The sequence below is a fragment of the Ruania halotolerans genome, assembly GCF_021049285.1.
Classification (GTDB): domain Bacteria; phylum Actinomycetota; class Actinomycetes; order Actinomycetales; family Beutenbergiaceae; genus Ruania; species Ruania halotolerans.
In genome coordinates this window covers 4,202,566-4,218,789 of the sequence record NZ_CP088017.1, presented here as the reverse complement: position 1 = coordinate 4,218,789, position 16,224 = coordinate 4,202,566, and the positions used below count along the sequence as shown (strand labels likewise).

The window sequence follows — 16,224 nt, the reverse complement described above, 5'->3', positions numbered from 1 at the left end:
TGGTCGTCACATCAGCGAGGGCCGATGAATCCCATCGAGATCAGGGTTGCGGCGCCCCTACTCGCTCACCCGCACGATCACCTTCCCGGAAGCCTCGGAGTCCGCAGCCGTCGCGAATGCCTGGTTGACCTCGTCCAGGCTGAACTCGTGAGTGATCACCGATTCGATTTCGGGGTTGTCAGCGAGCATCGCGATCGCGTCGTCGATCTCGGTGTCGTAGCGAAACACCCCGCGCAGGGCGATCTCCTTGGAGACGATCGGCGCCAGGTTCACGGGGCGGTCCTCGTTCGGCACATTCCCGACCTGGACGAGCGTGCCACCACGCCGACAGGCGCTGAGCAGGGCGTGCAGCGTCTGTGGCAGGCCCGCGCACTCATAGACGACGTCGAAGGCTGACTCGGGCAACATCGTCTGGGACACGTTGATCGTCTGATGGACCCCGAGAGAGACCGCACGTTCCAGCGGCCCGGAGCGCACATCGGCGCACCAGACCTCCTCGGCCCCGTGGGCGAGCGCGGCCGCTGCGGTGAGCAGCCCGATCGGTCCGGAACCGGAGATCAGTACCCGCGACCCACGACCGCCCATCGCCAGTGCGTGCAACGCCACGGCCAGTGGCTCGACTAGAACGGCCGTGCGTAGTGAGAGTCCGGCAGGCAGCGGGCGCACCTGGTCGGCGGTCACGACCAGAGATTCGGCCATCGCCCCCTGCGTATGCGGGGAGGTGGAGGCGCTGCCGAGGAACGTGCCACCTGGCCAGGTGTGCCGTGGCCCGTCCGACGGCGGCCCCCAGGTGGAGGGATGCACGGTCACCGGGGTGCCGGGGCTCAGTCGGCCGGAGGGGTCGGCCTCGACGGTTCCGGACATCTCGTGCCCGGGGATGAGTGGGTCAACGATCCGGAAGATCCCGGCCGCGCCGTCGGAGAAGTAGTGCAGGTCCGAGCCGCAGATCCCCACATAGGTGGGTCGAATCCGGACCTGACCGGGCACCGATTCCAGAGCCGGGAGCTCCTCGATCCGCATATCGCCCTGACCGTGGATCCGAACCGCTCGCATGGCACCGATCCTAGTCGCGCGCCTGCCGTGAGAAGTCGGTGGCCAGCTCGCGTGAAGGCGAGGAGGCGCCCGCCTCCCCCGTCACAGGTTCCCGCCCAGAGGGGTCCCAGTCTCCGGTGGCATCCGATCCACCGCTCCGCAGAGTTTGCCGCCGGACTGCAGTTCGTCCAGGCACGCACGCAGCTCATTGGTCCGCCGCTCGGACTCTGCGATGAGTCGGTCAGCCACCTGCTCCCATTCCTGCGGTCCAGGATCGGCGGGTAGGTGCGCGTACAGATCGGCGATCTCCCGGACGGTCAGGCCCACACGCTGCGCGAGTTTCGCGACCTTGATCCGGCAACTCGCCGACTCGTCGAACCGGCGTTGGTTGCCGGTATTGCGGCGTGCGGTGACCACACCGTGCTTTTCGTAGAACCGCACGGCCGACGGCGCAACTCCGGCGTCCTGGGCGACGTCACCGACGGTCAACTCATGGCGGGCAGGTGCGACAAGGCTCATTGCCCCATCGTGCCACTCGACTTCGGTCGCCGGGGCTCTTGACTTGAACCAAGGTTCAACCGGAACGCTCGACGGTATGCCATCAACACACACAATTCTGGTCACTGGCGCAACGGGCAACGTGGGGCGCCACGTCGTCTCCGGCCTCCACGCCCTGGGCGCCGACGTGCGCGCCATGGTCCGCACCCCGGAAACGGCCGATCTACCCGAGGGGGTGGAGGTCGTCTACGGCGACCTGACCCAGCCCGCCACCCTCGAGCAGGCCGCAGACGGAACGGCCTCGGTCTTCCTGCTCTGGCCGAGCACCGATATCTCCGACGCACCGGCCGCCGTTGAGGTCTTCGCCCGCCACGCCTCGCGCATCGTCTACCTGTCTGCGCTGGAGGGCCCAACGAATCAGCGCCCGAATGGGCACTGGGGCGACGTCGAGGATCTGGTCACGCAGTCCGGGCGGGAGTGGACCTTCCTGCGACCAGGCGGTCTGGCGGCGAATGTGCTCGGCTGGGCGGACCAGATCCGTACCGGCGTGGTCCGCTGGCCCTACGGTAACGCCGGCCGGTCACTGATCCATGAGGCGGATATCGCTGACGTCGCCATCCGCGCTCTCACCGAGGACGGGCATGTCGGGGCGGCCTACCCACTCACCGGCCCGGAGGTGCTCACCCAAGCTGAGCAGGTGCGCATCATTGGCGAGACCATCGGCGCACCGGTGCGATGGGAGGAGCAACCGATCGAGGAGGCGCGCGAGAACCTCACCACCGCCTGGGGTGACCCCGCGTTCGTGGATATGGCGTTGGCGGCATGGGCGGAGATGGTCGACACACCCGAACAGGTCGTCGCCACCGCCGAGGCGGTCACCGGCACGCCGGCACGGCCCTTTCGCCAGTGGGCGCGTGATCACGCCGATGACTTCCGCTGACCGGCCGGCCGGCCTGATGTCGAGCTCCCGACGGCACCAGAGATCGTGCGCCGTGGGGTTCGCTAGGAGGAACTGGAGTCATGGCGACCCAGCCGGCTCAGTCGGCTGGGTCCGCAGGGCGGTGTCGAGCACCTTCCAGAGGCGGTCCACGCGATTCTTCCCCTCCGGCGCGGGCGGGTATCGCCGAAGCACGTCGATCAACGCAGGGGTGGCGCGCAGACGTGCCCGTCACCAGGGAGGTCGGCCTCGAACAGCGGCAGGGCCTCCTGTGCACTCGACGGCGAACCGGGCGACCGCTCGGAGGACGTCCAGCGTCAACTCGACACCGCCACTCGTATCCGCCACCTGGCGATCGTGTCAGTCCATGATCGGTTCATGCTGCACTGCTGAGGAGACCGAGCGTCACGGCGTTCTGGCGAACGTCAGAAGGCGGCGATCCGCGGCTGGGAGCGGTCTTCGGTCGCGACCAAGACGTCGAGCAGATCCCGCTCCATCGTGACCCGCTGGTGCTGGGCGCTCTCGTCCCGCCAGAGGTTCACGCGTTCGTCCGGGTCCGTCGTCAGGTCGTAGAGCTCGCCGTCCCGACCGCGAGCGGAGGCGGGTGGGCCATGATGGACGACAAGTTTCCAGGTGTCGGTGCGCAGCATCGTGGTGTGCACCGGTGGGTCATACATCGAGCCGCTGTTGCGATACTCGGAGAGGACCCAGCCGCGATCGTGCCACCCATCGCCGGACCAGAGCGGGGTCAGATCGCGGCCCTGCGCCCTGGGGAGGCCATCGACGCCCGCCGCAGCGAGCAGCGTCGGTGCCAGGTCGATCCACTCCACCAGTTCCTCCCGCGTCGCGCCGTCGGGCACGTGGCCTGGCCAGCGCACGATCAGCGGCACGCGGACCGAGCAGTCGAACATCATCGGGCCCTTGAGAAGCATCTGGTGGTCACCGAGCATCTCACCGTGATCGCTGGTGAAGATGACCATCGTGTTCTCCTCAAGCCCTTGTTCGGCCAACGCTGCGAGGATCCGGCCCACCTCGTCATCGACGAGCGTGACCATGGCGTAGTAGTGGGCCTTGATGTCCTGGATCTGTTCAGCGGTGTAATCGGCGAAGCCCGGGAGGGCCCCCGCGTAGGACTCCCGCGAGGCGTCGGTGTAGATGGCGGGCTTCGTGCTCAGGTCCGAGGTCACGGGCGCCGGGAGACTCGCCGCGTCGTATCGGTCGCGGTACGCCTGCGGCGCGCCGAAGCCGTGGTGCGGGTCGAAGAAGTTGGCGATGAAGCAGAACGGCTTGCTCGTATCGCGGGTACTGGTGAGGAACTCGATCGTCTCCTCACCCACCCAGTGGCTGTAATGCGCCTCACGCGGCAGTCGGTCGATCTCATGACGCCCCTTGGCAATCGCCTCCTCGAGGAGCCCGGGGAAGGTGCGCCGGAGCCAGTGATGGTACTCATTGCCAGGTGAGGGCACGTACGGGTCATGCGCCCAGCGGAAGATACGGAAGCCGTCGTCGATCCGGGGCTCGATCCGTCCGCCGAAGGCAGCGCCCAGGTGGAACTTGCCCACCAGTCCGCAGTCGTACCCCGCATCGGCAAGTGTGCGGGTGAAGAACTGCTCGTCAGGATTGATGTCCACCCCGTTCGCCCACACGCCGTGGTTGTGCAGGTAGCGACTCGTCATCAGACTCGCCCGGGAGGGTGCGCACACGGTCGCCTGCACGTAGCAATTGGTGAAACGGGTGCCCTGGGTGGCGAGCTGGTCGAGGTTCGGGGTGCAGATGTGCGGGTTACCGGCCACTCCGAGCGCGTCGTAGCGTTGCTGGTCCGTGCAGATGAGCAGGATGTTCGGGCGACTCATCGACTCAGCGTTCCGGGGGAGCGGTGGAACTGCGCACCACCAAGCGCGGTCGCACGAGCCTGCCCCGCGGGTCTGTCGACGCCTGCGGGTCTTCCATCAGGAGTAGCAGGTGGTCGAGGCAGCGCCGCCCGACCTGTTCCAGGTCCTGGTTCACGGTGGTGAGCGGGGGAGACAGATACGGAGCGATATCGATGTTGTCATAGCCAACCACGCTGAGCTGCTCGGGGAGGCGCAGTCCGAGTTCCTGAGCCGCCCGAAGGATGCCCGCTGCCATCTGGTCGTTGGCGGCGAACACGGCTGTGACATCGCGTTGGGCGATCAGTTCCAGCCCACTCTTGTAACCGGACTCGGGTGACCAGTCGCCGAGCGCCGGCCGCGGCACCACGCGTCCGGCGCGCCGCAAGGCCTGGCGCCAGGCGGTGCGGCGTCGAGTGCCGGGGTGCGATCCCGACGGGCCGGAGAGATGGTGAACGGTCGCGTGGCCGAGTTCGAGTAGGTGGTCGACGGCGGCCCGGGCGCCTGCCGCTTCATCCATCCCGAACGAGGGGTGCTTCTGAGTGGCACCGCCGTCCGCAATGACCACCGGCACCTCCTCGGGCAACTGCAGGTTCGGGGTGTCCAGCACGCGTGCTTCGATCACGATGATGCCGTCGACAGCCCGGTCAGTGAGACCGCGCACAGCGGCCCGTACGCCCTGCTCGGTGGGGGTCTCGACCACCGCGAGGCTGATCGAGTACCCCTGCTCCTGGGCGCCGGCGATCACCGAGTCCACGATCCTGATGTTCCCGACGGCGGTGAGGTTGAACGTCACCACACCGATCGTGCGGAACTTTCCGGTGGCGAGTGCCCGAGCCGCCGCGTTCGCCCGGTATCCCAGCTGGCGCATCGCCTCCTCGACCTTTTCGCGAGTCTCGGGTGAGACCCGGGCGTTGCCGTTGGCCACCCTGGAGACCGTCTGCCCGGAGACGCGGGCGAGCCGGGCGACGTCGGCCATCGACGCACCCTTCGTGGCGCCGGTACCGGGGCGTCGGGCCATGGGGCTCAGATCCTCTCGCTGTGCTGGCTCACCATTCTGCCCCGGACCGCGCTGGACCGCGGACGTAGTGCCGCTGCGGCTTTCATTGGTGCTGGACGCCCTCGAAGTCGCTCAGTGACGTGTCGTAGCTCTTCCCGCCCACCGGGTACATCGACGTCATCCAGTGGTGGAAGTTGTCCCCGGACTCGCGCAGGTGCTCATACAGTCGATGCAACAGGTCCGTCCGTACGCCTGCTATGTCCTCATCTTGGTAGCGGTTGTGCATCTCGTCAGGGTCGGTCTCGAGGTCGTAGAGCTCGTTCACACTCTCCGGGTTGACCACGAGTTTGTACCGCCGCGTGCGCAACATCCGCTGGGGGTAGGGGAAGTGGTGGCCGTGGAACTCGGCGGTGATGTCCTGGCGCCAATCTGTCGGCTCGTTGCCTGCAGCGATCGGCACCAGGCTGCGGCCATCGGCCTCCGGATCAGGTTCGAGTCCGGCGAGGTCGAGGATGGTCGCCGTGTAGTCCACCAGACTCGTGAACGCCTCGGAGCGGCGGCCACCGTCGGTGCCTGGTACCCGGAGCAGGCCCGGGATGCGGTAGATGTCCTCGTACATGGCCGGGCCCTTGTCGTGGAGACGATGCGCCCCAGTGAACTCGCCGTGATCCGCGGTGAATGCGACTGCCGTGCTCTCCCAGAGGCCGAGGCGATGCAGGGCGTCGACCAGTCGACCCACTTGCTCGTCGATGAGCGCGACGTACCCCCAGTAGGCGGCGACGAGCCACCGGCGGGTGTCCTCACTGAGCGTGTCGTGTGTCCAATGTTCTGAGTACCGCTGTTGTACCGGAGGCTTGCCCGCGAAGGTCTCGGCCACTGAGGCGGGAAGGGTCACCAGGCCGGGGTCGAATCGGTGCAGGTACTCCGCCGGCAGCAGGTACGGCAGGTGCGGGCCGAAGAAATGCGTGGCCAGGTAGAAGGGGGTGCCGTCGCGACGGTGATCGCGGGCGTACTCTTCCAGCCTCGCGATGGTCCGGTCCGTGAGGAAGTGCTCGAACGTTGCCTCGGGAGGCTGCTGGAGCACCCCCGCCAGGAGGTTGCCCGGTTCGCCATTGGGGAAGGTGCCACGGACCTCGTCGGTGATCGTCGGTTCCGGGAAGCCTCGCTCGGCGAGCCACGAGCGGTACTCCGGGTGGGCGATCGGGTTGTGCCAACCTGGGTAGTGCGAGCCGTCGAAACCGAACTCCCCCGGGCCTCGCTGGCGGCCGACGTGCCACTTGCCTTCCAGGCCCACGTTGTAGCCGCTCTCTCGCAGCCGCTGGGAGAACGGAGTGAACTCGTCGGAGAGCTCCTCGGCGTAGCCGACGTTGCGCTCGTAGTTGGCCAGCAACTGGTGGCGATAGGGCAGCACGCCGGTGAGCAGACTGGCACGAGCGGGAGTGCAGATGGCCGACGGCGTGTAGCACGCGTCGAACTGCGTCCCGGATTCGGCGAGTGCGTCCAGGTGCGGTGACGTGCCGTTCGGATTCCCGTAGCAGCCGAGCGTGTCCACTCGGTGCTGATCGGTCATCACGAAGAGCATGTTGGAGCGTGTAGTCATGAAGCCTCCCAATGTGTTTGCGCAAACGTATCTCATCAGACCTCACCGCCCCACGACGACGTGCGGCACACGGATTCCGGTGGAATCTGGTGACTTCAAGCTACTTGACGAGACATCCAGCTGTGTTAAGTTTGCGCAAACATGGCCTCCACCGCAAGGGAGGTGATCGTCTGCCGACGACGATCACCCGAGGTCGAGGACGACAAGGGAGTGTCCTGATGAGCAACCAACGCATCACCCTGAACTCAGGTCAGACATGGCGCCGGCCCCGCATGGTGAGCCGACGCGGTTTCGTCGGAGGTTCGAGCGCGGGTCTGCTGGCCGCAGCCCTCGCGAGTTGTACCGGCGGCGGTCAGAGCTCGCGTGGGGGCGACGACGGCGGCAGCGGAACTGTGCAGTGGTGGGATCAGTTTCGTCCGCTGACGACGACCCTCGAGGAGGCCCTGTTCGAGCCCTATATGGCCGAGAACTCCGCCATCACGGTCGAGCGGCGTCAACTGGACGCCCCCGAGCTCGGTGAGGCCCTGCAGGTGGCGCGGCGCAGCAATCAGTTGCCTGATGTGCACTCCCTGGCGGGCCTGGACTCCGCGCCGGCGGCACTGGTCAGTGAAGGCTGGTTCCAGCCGATCAGCGACTACGTCGACATCGAGGGCAGCGATGTGGGCGATCAGCTCTTCGATGGCCGCCATCGATTCGACGGCGGGGTCTACTCGGTCCCGCTGTTCACCAGTCGCTTGCACGAGACCATCCCGTGGTACAACACCGCATTGATCGCCGACGCCGGCATCGACCCCGACGAGGAACCCGCCACCTGGGATGATCTGCGGGCAATGGCACGACGCGTCTCGGAGAACACCGACGCGCACGGTCTGTTCATCCCCGGTCAAGAGCCGGCCTACCTGAGTGGACTCGTCAACCGCTTGGCGCAGTCGGCCGGGGCGCCGGGCGAGATCGACTGGCGCACGGGTGAGTACGTGCAGGACTCCGAGCCGTTCGCCCAGGCGGTCGAGTTCATCCGCTCGCTGCAGGCTGACGGCGTAGTGCATCCCGCCTCGCCGTCGATGGGGCCGCGGGACGCTCGCGCGCGATGGGCGGCCGGCGAAGGGGCGATCTACCTGTGGGGCTCCTGGTTCATCGGCGGACTCCTCGTAGACGAGCCGGAGGCGGTCGAGCGGGGTGTGTCCTGCTGGCACATTCCCACCCCGGAGAGCGAGCGGAACCTGATCTACAACGCGCCCTCAGGCGGAGTGTTCTGGCTTTCGGCCGACGCCGGCGAGGCGGAGGCGGCATCAGAGTTGATTCTGCAGATGACCACCCCCGAGTTCCAAGCGGAGCTCGCGGCCGCGATGGATCAGCCGCCAGCGCTGCTGGAGGTGGTCGAGGACGCCGATGTGCACCCGGCGTACGCGCTGGCCATCGCGAATTTCGCCGAGGATGTGCGGATCGCACCCAGCCCCGAGGTGGGTAACCCCGGAGTGTGGCGCGTCCAGGCGGAAATGCGTGACGTGCGCCCCCACGTCGGCGACATGCTCCAGTCCCTCCTGGCGGGAGAGGACGTGGACGTCGACGGAGAACTGCGCCGGTACAAGGACGCGATCAGCGCCGAACGTGAGCGTGCGATCGAGGCCGTGGCGGAAGAGGCCGACATCGACACCAATGCGTGGGTGTTCTCCAATTGGGATCCGGAGTCGGACTATGCGGTTGAGGACTATGACGCTCGATGAGCGTGCCGCAGCGATGGTGAGGTGCTGGTGATGGTGGCCGCTCTGGACGAAGGACGCGAGCTGAACTCGAAGGCGCCTTCCTCGAAGCAAGGCATCTGGCGGCGGTTGCGTCGGGATTGGTGGATTTATCTGTTCTTGTTGCCCACGATTGTGGGGTATGGGGCGTATACGGTGTATCCGTTGGTGGCCTCGTGGTGGTTCGCGTTTCTGGATTGGCCGGGGTTTGCTGATTCGGGCACGTTCATCGGTGTGGAGAATTTCCAGCGGTTGGTTGGCGATGATCTGTTCTGGAATGCGTTCACGAACTCGTTGATCTTCTTGGTACTCGCGGTGCCGTTGCGGGTGGGGTTGGCGTTACTGCTGGCGATCTTGCTGAACCGTAAACGCACCCCGTTCAAGGGCCTGTTGCGCACGTTGTTCTTCCTGCCGGTGGTCACTACCGGGGCGATCATCGGGGTGGTGTTCACGCTGTTGCTTGATGCCGGTGGCCCGATCAGTGTGGCGTTGGTAGGGGCGGGGTTGCTGGACTCGCCGGCGAACTTCGTCGCTAGTACTGATACCTCGTTGCTGGCGGGGGTGGCGGTGTGGGTGTGGAAATGGCTCGGGATCACGATGATCTACTGGCTGGCGGCGTTACAGACCATCCCCGATGAGGTCCACGAGGCCGCGATGATCGACGGCGCCAAGCCGTGGCAGGAGTTCACCCGGATCACGATGCCGCTGCTGATCCCGTTCCTGGTGATCATCACCCTGATCGACACCGTGGGTGCGTTGAACGTCTTCGATCTGATGTACACGATGACCGGTGGTGGGCCCTCGTTCTCTTCTGAGGTGATCGAGATCTTCATCTTCCGTACCGCTTTCGGGGCCACCGTGCCCCAACTCGGATACGCCTCAGCCGCCGCCGTGCTCTTCGGGATCCTCACGATGGGCATCGCGCTGGCCCAAGCGGTCGGTCTGCGCTGGGCCCGCCGAGCCACAGGAGCAATGAAATGACCACCCCACCCACCACCACCGCTGCTGCTGCTGCACAGAACGCGGGCAGGAATCAGCGGGTCCGGGGTCGGGCGTTACGCCCGGACCGCCCCGATGGGCTACGCACGCTGATCCGCCGGCCGGGGAGTTTGATGATCTTCGCCGGGTTGTTGATCCTGGCGTTGATTTGGATCTACCCCTTCATCTGGTTGGTCTCGGCATCGTTGAAGACCCAACCTGAGATCTTCGGCTCCGGCCTGGGCCTGATCCCGGAGACCCCGGTGTGGGAGAACTACACCCGCGCCTGGACCGTGGTCGGGTTCGACCGGTACTTCCTCAACTCCGTCATCATCACCGGCGGAACAGTCGCGCTGATCGTGATCCGCTCGGCCCTGGCCGGATACGTCCTGGGCCGGTATGACTTCATCGGCAAGAAACTTCTCATCGGGATCTTCCTGATCACGTTCTTCCTGCCCGAGGGCTACACCATCATCCCCGTGGTCCAACTCACCGACCAGATCGGGCTACTGAACACCCACCTCGGGGTCATCCTGGGCCTGGGCGCCGGCGGTCAAGTCGCCGCGACACTGCTGTATGCCGGCTATTTTCGTGGACTACCCAAAGAACTCGAAGAATGCGCCCGCCTCGACGGCGCCGGGCACCTGCGCATCTTCGCCCAGATCATGCTCCCCCTGGCCTGGCCGATCACCGCGACCGTGATCATCTTGAACTTCCTCTTCGCCTGGAACGTCTACCTCCTGCCACTGGTCTTCACCCTCTCCGAACCCGCCCTACGCACCCTCGCCGTCGGCATGAGCGCCTTCATCGGCGAATACTCCACCGACTGGTCCGGCCTGGCCGCCGCCGCCACGATCTCCCTCATCCCCGTCATGGCCATCTTCATCACCCTCCAACGCAAATTCGTCGACAGCATCGCCGGAGCAGTCAAACAATGACCCGATCGGAGCCCCTCGTCATGCCCGACCCTCACCCCTTCGCCCAGCCGCGCGAGGCCGTGATCGCCGTCGATTCGCACCACCCGTTGGGCCGCATCGACGACGACATCTACGGCCACTTCCTCGAGTCCGCATTCTTCGGCAACATCGAGGGCGGCGTTCTCGATGAGGGCTCGGCCCTCGCCGTCGACGAACCCGGTCTCCTCCAGGGCGTGCGCTCCGACGTCCTGGACCTGGTCCGCGACCTGGAGCCCGGCGTCATCCGCTGGCCCGGCGGGAACTTCACCTCCGCCTACCACTGGGAGGACGCCGTGGGACCGCGAGACGAGCGGCCCACCCGCCTCGAGCTGGCCTGGGGCGAGCTGGAGACCAACCGGTTCGGCACCGACGAGTTCCTTGCCTGGTGCGAGCAGGTCGGCGCGCCGGCGTATCTCGCACATTCAGCGCGTGATGTGGACGAGGCGGTGCGATGGGTCGAGTACACCAACGCCCACCAGGACACCGCCCTCACCCGGCGCCGGGCAGCCAATGGCCGGAGCGAACCGTGGAACGTCCGCTACTGGGGGGTCGGTAACGAGGTGTACGGGCCGTGGCAGATGGGTCACCGCACGGCCGAGCAGTACGCGGCCGATGCGCTCGAGCATGCCCGGTTCATGCGCGCCGTCGATCCGGACATCCGTCTCATCGGCGTCGGCATCCCGTGGAACCAGGAGGCGTGGACCCGTCCGCTGCTGACCAGAGCCGGACGCTACCTCGACTACGTCTCCCTGCACCTTTATGGGGCGAGCAACCACCTGTGGGCGGGTGACGACTATGACGCCATGGTCGCCCAGTCGCTCTACTTCGAACAGGAGATCTCCACCTACTCCCAACTCGTCACGGACCTGGCCCTCGAGGCTGGGCTCGATCGCCCGCCTGCCCTCGCGCTCGACGAGTGGACTATGCGCCATCTCGAACCCACATCCTGGCCTGCCCCGCAAGCCGGAGCTGACGGCGGCGTCGCCCCGCGGGAGACCACGCCGGTAGCCGACTGGCCGGGCGGCGTGCGCGTCAACCGATGGAGCCCGCGCACCATCGGCGATGCCGTCTTCTGCGCTGGGGTGTTCCACGCGATCCACCGCACGGCAGGTTCGGCCGCACCGGTGGCGATGGCCAATCCCGTCAACTTGGTCAATGCCAACGGCCTCGTCGTCGCCCGCCCAGGCGGGGCCTTCCGTTCGGCGATCTACCACGTGTGGAACCTGTATCGCCATCACACCGGCCGCACGGTCCTGCCGTGTGCGGTTGATGGCCCGGCACGGTCGGCGAACGTTCGCCAGGGCGATCAGCGAAGCGGTCGCGGCGAGCAGACCGCCGTTCCGATGACGGTTCCGTTTGTGGACGCGTGTGCCACCCGGGCCGACGACGGCACGGTGCGTCTGGCCGTCATCAACCGGCACCGGGATGAGGCTATCCGCGTACGCCCCGTGATCGACGGCAGCGCCGACGGTCCGCGGCAGGCGCACCTGCGCTGCCTCGGAGGGGATCTGGATGGCGTGAACACCGTGAACGATCTGACCCAGCCGGACGCCGTCACCGTGCGAGACCACGGGCAGGTCGACGCCGACGGCGGAGGGTGGCTGCTGCCGCCCCACTCCATCACTGTGCTGACGCTGGAGCGCGCCTGATGGTGCGGCCTGCGGCCGGGACCGCAGGAACGGAGGCTGCTGCACCCGGCGCCTGAGGCGGATCACTCGCGAACTGTGCGGTTTCCCTTGCCTCTTCCAAGGTATATCTCATGGGGGGCCTTGCGGCAAGGGCCCCCATGGGGGCGAGAATCGTCGCTCGTACCCGCCCGACCGGGTCCGTTCGCCACCTCGGAGCCGCCCTGTGATCCCGTCCCCGCTCACCGCCTTTCACCTCCCCGAATCCCTCGCCGCCAAGGCCGACCCGGCCCTCATCGAGGCCGACGACCAGTACTTCGCCACCCTCGCCGCCACCGTCGAGAATCAGATCGCTGACCTCTCCGACCGCATCGACACTCTGCGCAAACAGCCGGGCGGGGGTGGCCAGGATGCCCTGGAACGCGATCTGAACATCCACCGGCTCACCTCGCGCCTACGCACCATCCGCCGATTCGGCCTGGACCTGGTGCTCGGCCGGATGGTCTCCGACGGCGGGGAGACCACCTACGTAGGCCGCCTCGGCCTGACCGACGCCACCGGCCGCCGTCTGCTCGTGGACTGGCGCTCACCTGCGGCCGAACCGTTCTTCGGCGCCACCCATGCCGATCCGATGGGCATCGCGAGCCGCCGCCGGTACCGCTGGTCGCGTGGCCGGATCACCGACTACTGGGACGAGGTGTTCAGCAGCTCGGACTTGGCGGCCCTCGAAGGGCACGCCGCGCTGGACGACCAGTCCTCCTTCATCGCGAGCCTCGGTACCAGTCGGTCAGCCAAGATGCGCGACGTGCTCGGCACCCTCCAGGCCGACCAGAATGCCATCATCCGCGCCTCCTCACAGGGCGGGCTCGTCGTCGACGGCGGCCCCGGCACGGGCAAGACCGTGGTGGCCCTGCACCGCGCCGCCTACCTGCTCTACTCCGACCCACGGCTCGGTGAAGGGCGGGGCGGGGTACTCGTCGTCGGCCCGCACCAGCCCTACCTGCACTACGTCAGCGATGTGCTCCCCAGCCTCGGCGAAGAAGGCGTGGCCACCTGCACGCTGCGCCACCTCATCCCCGAGGGCTCCGATGCGGCACCCGAACCGGACCTCGGGGTCGCCCGGCTCAAGGCCGACGCCCGGATGATCAAGGCGGTGACCACCGGCATCCGCTGGTACCAGGAGCCGCCCACAGAACCGTTCACCGTGAGAACACCGTGGACAGTCGTGCGGCTGACACCGCAGGACTGGGCTGAGGCGTTCAGCGCCGCCGACCCGCACGCCCCCCACAACGAGGCCCGTGACGACGTCTGGGAGGCACTGCTGGACATCCTGATCGACAAACACGACGACGAGGTCCCGGCCGATCAACTGCGCCGTTCCCTCACCCAGCATCACGAGCTGCGCGAGGAGATGGTCCGCTCCTGGCCGATGCTCTCCCCGACCGATCTGATCGGTGACCTGTGGACCGTGCCTGCGTTCCTGCGCCTGTGCGCCCCATGGCTCACCCGCGAAGAGATCCGGCAGCTGCAGCGCGCCGTTCCGGACGCGTGGACGGTGAGTGATCTGCCCCTGCTCGATGCTGCCCGCCGCCTGCTCGGCGACGCCGAGGAGTCCAGCCGCCGGCGGCGCCGGCAGGCCACGATCGAGGCCGACCGGGAGGAGATGTCGAACGTGGTCGAGCACCTGATGGAGACCGATGACTCCGACCTGCAGGTCATGCAGATGCTCCGGGGAGAGGATCTGCGCAATGCGCTCGTGGATGATTCCGGTCTCCCGCGCGCGACCCCGGACCGGCTCGCCGGACCGTTCGCGCACATCGTGGTGGACGAGGCACAGGAGCTCACCGATGCCGAATGGCAGATGCTGCTCGCCCGCTGCCCCTCGGGAAGTTTCACCATCGTCGGTGACCGCGCGCAGGCCCGGCACGGATTCACCGAGACCTGGACCGAGCGACTCGAGCGGGTGGGCCTGCACCGGATCACCCAGGCGACGCTGGGCATCAACTACCGGACGCCGTCGGAAGTGATGGCTGAGGCCGAACCGGTGATCCGTGCCGCATTACCCGATGCGAATGTGCCGACCTCCATCCGCAGCAGCGGCATCGGCGTGCGCCACGGGAATCGTGCCGAGCGGGAGGCGGTGCTCCAGGCGTGGCTCGCCGAGAACCCCGACGGCGTCGCGTGCGTGATCGGCGATCCCACCTTCGCCCCACGCGAGCGGGTGCAGTCCCTGACGGCGGAACTCGCCAAGGGTCTGGAGTTCGACCTGGTCGTGCTGGTCGATCCCGACGCTTTCGGAGACGGGATCGAAGGGGCCGTGGATCGGTACGTGGCGATGACCCGCACCACGCGGGAGCTGGTGGTGCTCAGCTAAGGCGCGGTAGCGCCGCTGACCCGTTCCATCCCGGTCTCCGGATCGCGGGTCTCCCACAGATCCGCACCGACGATCCCGAGCGGGACGGGGTCGAAGAGTGGATCGAGCCCGTCTCGCTTCTGTCGCTCGTAATCCCGCAGGGCCTTGAACGCCGGACCCTGCAGGAGCAGGATTCCCACCACGTTCAGCCACGCCATCAGCCCCACCCCGATGTCGCCGGCGATCCAGGCCTCCTCGGCCGTACTCACGCAGCCGATGAACGCGGCAGCCAGCGCCGCGGCCTGCAGTATCCGGGTGGCGAGCGCGCCCAGAGGGATACCAGCCACCACCCGCTTGGCCGCCGTCCCGAGCACGTACCGCAGGTTCGTCTCGGCCATGTAGTAGTACGCGATCAGGGTGGTGAGGCAGAAGAACAGCAGCGAAATCGCGATGAACGTGGCGCCGGCCCCGGTGAAGACGGTGTCGAAGGCCGCCTGGGAGTAGGTGGGACCCACTTCGACGCCGGCGTCGAGAACGCCCGGGTCAGCGAGGACGGCACCATCGGCGCTCTCCCCCTCGAACACCCGGTAGGCACCGGTGGACAGGATCAGGAACCCGGTGGCCGAGCAGACGAGCAATGTGTCGATATACACCGCAAAGGACTGCACCAAACCCTGCTTCGCCGGGTGAGAGACCTCAGCGGCAGCGGCGGCATGTGGCCCGGAACCCTGCCCGGCCTCGTTGGAGTAGATGCCGCGCTTGACGCCCCACAGCACGGCACTGCCGATGATGGCGCCGAAGGCGGCATCCGCTCCGAAAGCGCTGGAGATGATCAGGCTGATCACGCCTGGGATCGCGTCGGCGTTCACGAAGACTGCGACGAGTGCGGCGATGATGTAGAGCACCGCCATGAACGGAACCACCACGGAGGCGAAGTTCGCGATCCGCTTGATTCCGCCGATGATGATGAACGCGAGCACGATGATCAGGCCGGCGCCCACTGCCCAGGTGGGGATCTGCCAGGCGTTGTGCATTGCCATCGCCATGGAGTTCGACTGCACGCCCGGGAGCAATGTGCCCATGGCAATCACCGTGACGATGGCGAAGATCAGCCCGTAGACCTTCAACGCGGGGGCGGCGCGGGTGTGCCGGTACGCGCGACTGAGGTAATACGCGGGCCCGCCGCGGTATTCGCCTGTCAGAGGGTCGCGGGTCTTGTAGATCTGGCCGAGAGTGCACTCGACGAACGAGGTGGATGCGCCCAGGAATGCCATCACCCACATCCAGAACAATGCACCGGGCCCTCCGAAGGCGATCGCGGTGGCGACCCCGGCGATATTGCCGGTGCCCACACGGCCGGCCAAGGAGATCGTCAGGGCCTGGAAGGAGGAGACACCAGAAGGTGACTTCTCACCCTTGATCATCAGTCGCACCATCTCCGGCACCTGCCGGAGTTGGACGAACCGCGACCGGAGTGAGAAGTACAGTCCCGTTCCCAGGCAGAGATAGACGAAGACGTTGCTCCAGATGACGTTGCTGATGCTGCCGAGCAGATCCACCGTGGTCTCCCGTTCTCCATGAGGTGGATGCACTGTGGCACACCGGGTGTTGCGGGCGGGCGACTTTCATGTAAGGAAT

The 16,224-nt window shown here is 66.9% G+C and carries 12 protein-coding genes; 6 read left to right on the top strand and 6 right to left on the bottom strand.

All coding sequences use genetic code 11. The features are described from left to right. Positions 1-57: 57 nt before the first annotated feature. Together LQF10_RS19090 and LQF10_RS19085 are read right to left on the bottom strand one after the other, a co-directional pair. The gene (locus LQF10_RS19090) at positions 58-1,053 is read right to left on the bottom strand and encodes a zinc-binding dehydrogenase (protein ID WP_231065425.1); all 996 of its coding nucleotides are present in this window, start codon (positions 1,051-1,053) and stop codon (positions 58-60) included. 81 nt (positions 1,054-1,134) lie between these two features. Beyond that, positions 1,135-1,551 carry a MerR family transcriptional regulator gene (locus LQF10_RS19085; protein ID WP_231065424.1) on the bottom strand — a complete coding sequence of 139 codons (417 nt, stop codon included), beginning with the start codon at positions 1,549-1,551 and terminating at the stop codon, positions 1,135-1,137. A gap of 76 nt (positions 1,552-1,627) precedes the next feature. On the opposite strand from LQF10_RS19085, the gene LQF10_RS19080 reads away from it, so the two are divergent. Beyond that, positions 1,628-2,470, top strand: coding sequence for an SDR family oxidoreductase (locus LQF10_RS19080; RefSeq protein ID WP_231065423.1), 843 nt, complete (start codon positions 1,628-1,630; stop codon positions 2,468-2,470). A 422-nt stretch (positions 2,471-2,892) separates the two neighbouring features. On the opposite strand, the gene LQF10_RS19075 is transcribed toward LQF10_RS19080, so the two are convergent. The 3 genes from LQF10_RS19075 to LQF10_RS19065 form a co-directional block, all read right to left on the bottom strand. Then, positions 2,893-4,320 (bottom strand): sulfatase family protein, encoded by a 1,428-nt coding sequence (locus LQF10_RS19075; protein WP_231065422.1) that lies wholly within the window; start codon positions 4,318-4,320, stop codon positions 2,893-2,895. A gap of 4 nt (positions 4,321-4,324) precedes the next feature. Then, positions 4,325-5,356: a LacI family DNA-binding transcriptional regulator gene (locus tag LQF10_RS19070; RefSeq protein WP_231065421.1), complete on the bottom strand. Its 1,032-nt coding sequence runs from the start codon at positions 5,354-5,356 to the stop codon at positions 4,325-4,327. A gap of 82 nt (positions 5,357-5,438) precedes the next feature. Further along, positions 5,439-6,935 (bottom strand): sulfatase family protein, encoded by a 1,497-nt coding sequence (locus LQF10_RS19065; RefSeq protein ID WP_231065420.1) that lies wholly within the window; start codon positions 6,933-6,935, stop codon positions 5,439-5,441. 218 nt (positions 6,936-7,153) lie between these two features. Between LQF10_RS19065 and LQF10_RS19060 the strand changes: the two genes are divergently transcribed. The 5 genes from LQF10_RS19060 (at position 7,154) to helR (ending at position 14,607) form a co-directional block, all read left to right on the top strand. Beyond that, complete coding sequence (locus tag LQF10_RS19060) at positions 7,154-8,659, top strand: ABC transporter substrate-binding protein (protein ID WP_231065419.1); 1,506 nt, start codon at positions 7,154-7,156, stop codon at positions 8,657-8,659. A 30-nt stretch (positions 8,660-8,689) separates the two neighbouring features. Next, entirely contained in the window at positions 8,690-9,655 is a 966-nt protein-coding gene (locus LQF10_RS19055) for a carbohydrate ABC transporter permease (RefSeq protein ID WP_231065418.1), read from the top strand. Further along, positions 9,652-10,590, top strand: coding sequence for a carbohydrate ABC transporter permease (locus tag LQF10_RS19050; protein WP_231065417.1), 939 nt, complete (start codon positions 9,652-9,654; stop codon positions 10,588-10,590). Before LQF10_RS19055 ends, LQF10_RS19050 begins: the two co-directional genes overlap by 4 nt. 20 nt (positions 10,591-10,610) lie before the next feature. Then, positions 10,611-12,257, top strand: a complete 1,647-nt coding sequence (locus LQF10_RS19045; protein WP_231065416.1) for an alpha-L-arabinofuranosidase family protein — start codon at positions 10,611-10,613, stop codon at positions 12,255-12,257. Between the two features lie 202 nt (positions 12,258-12,459). Further along, positions 12,460-14,607, top strand: a complete 2,148-nt coding sequence (helR, locus tag LQF10_RS19040) for an RNA polymerase recycling motor ATPase HelR (RefSeq protein WP_435531417.1) — start codon at positions 12,460-12,462, stop codon at positions 14,605-14,607. Here helR and LQF10_RS19035 read toward each other — a convergent pair. Further along, positions 14,604-16,145 (bottom strand): alanine/glycine:cation symporter family protein, encoded by a 1,542-nt coding sequence (locus LQF10_RS19035; protein ID WP_231065415.1) that lies wholly within the window; start codon positions 16,143-16,145, stop codon positions 14,604-14,606. The genes helR and LQF10_RS19035 overlap by 4 nt on opposite strands. Positions 16,146-16,224: the final 79 nt, after the last annotated feature.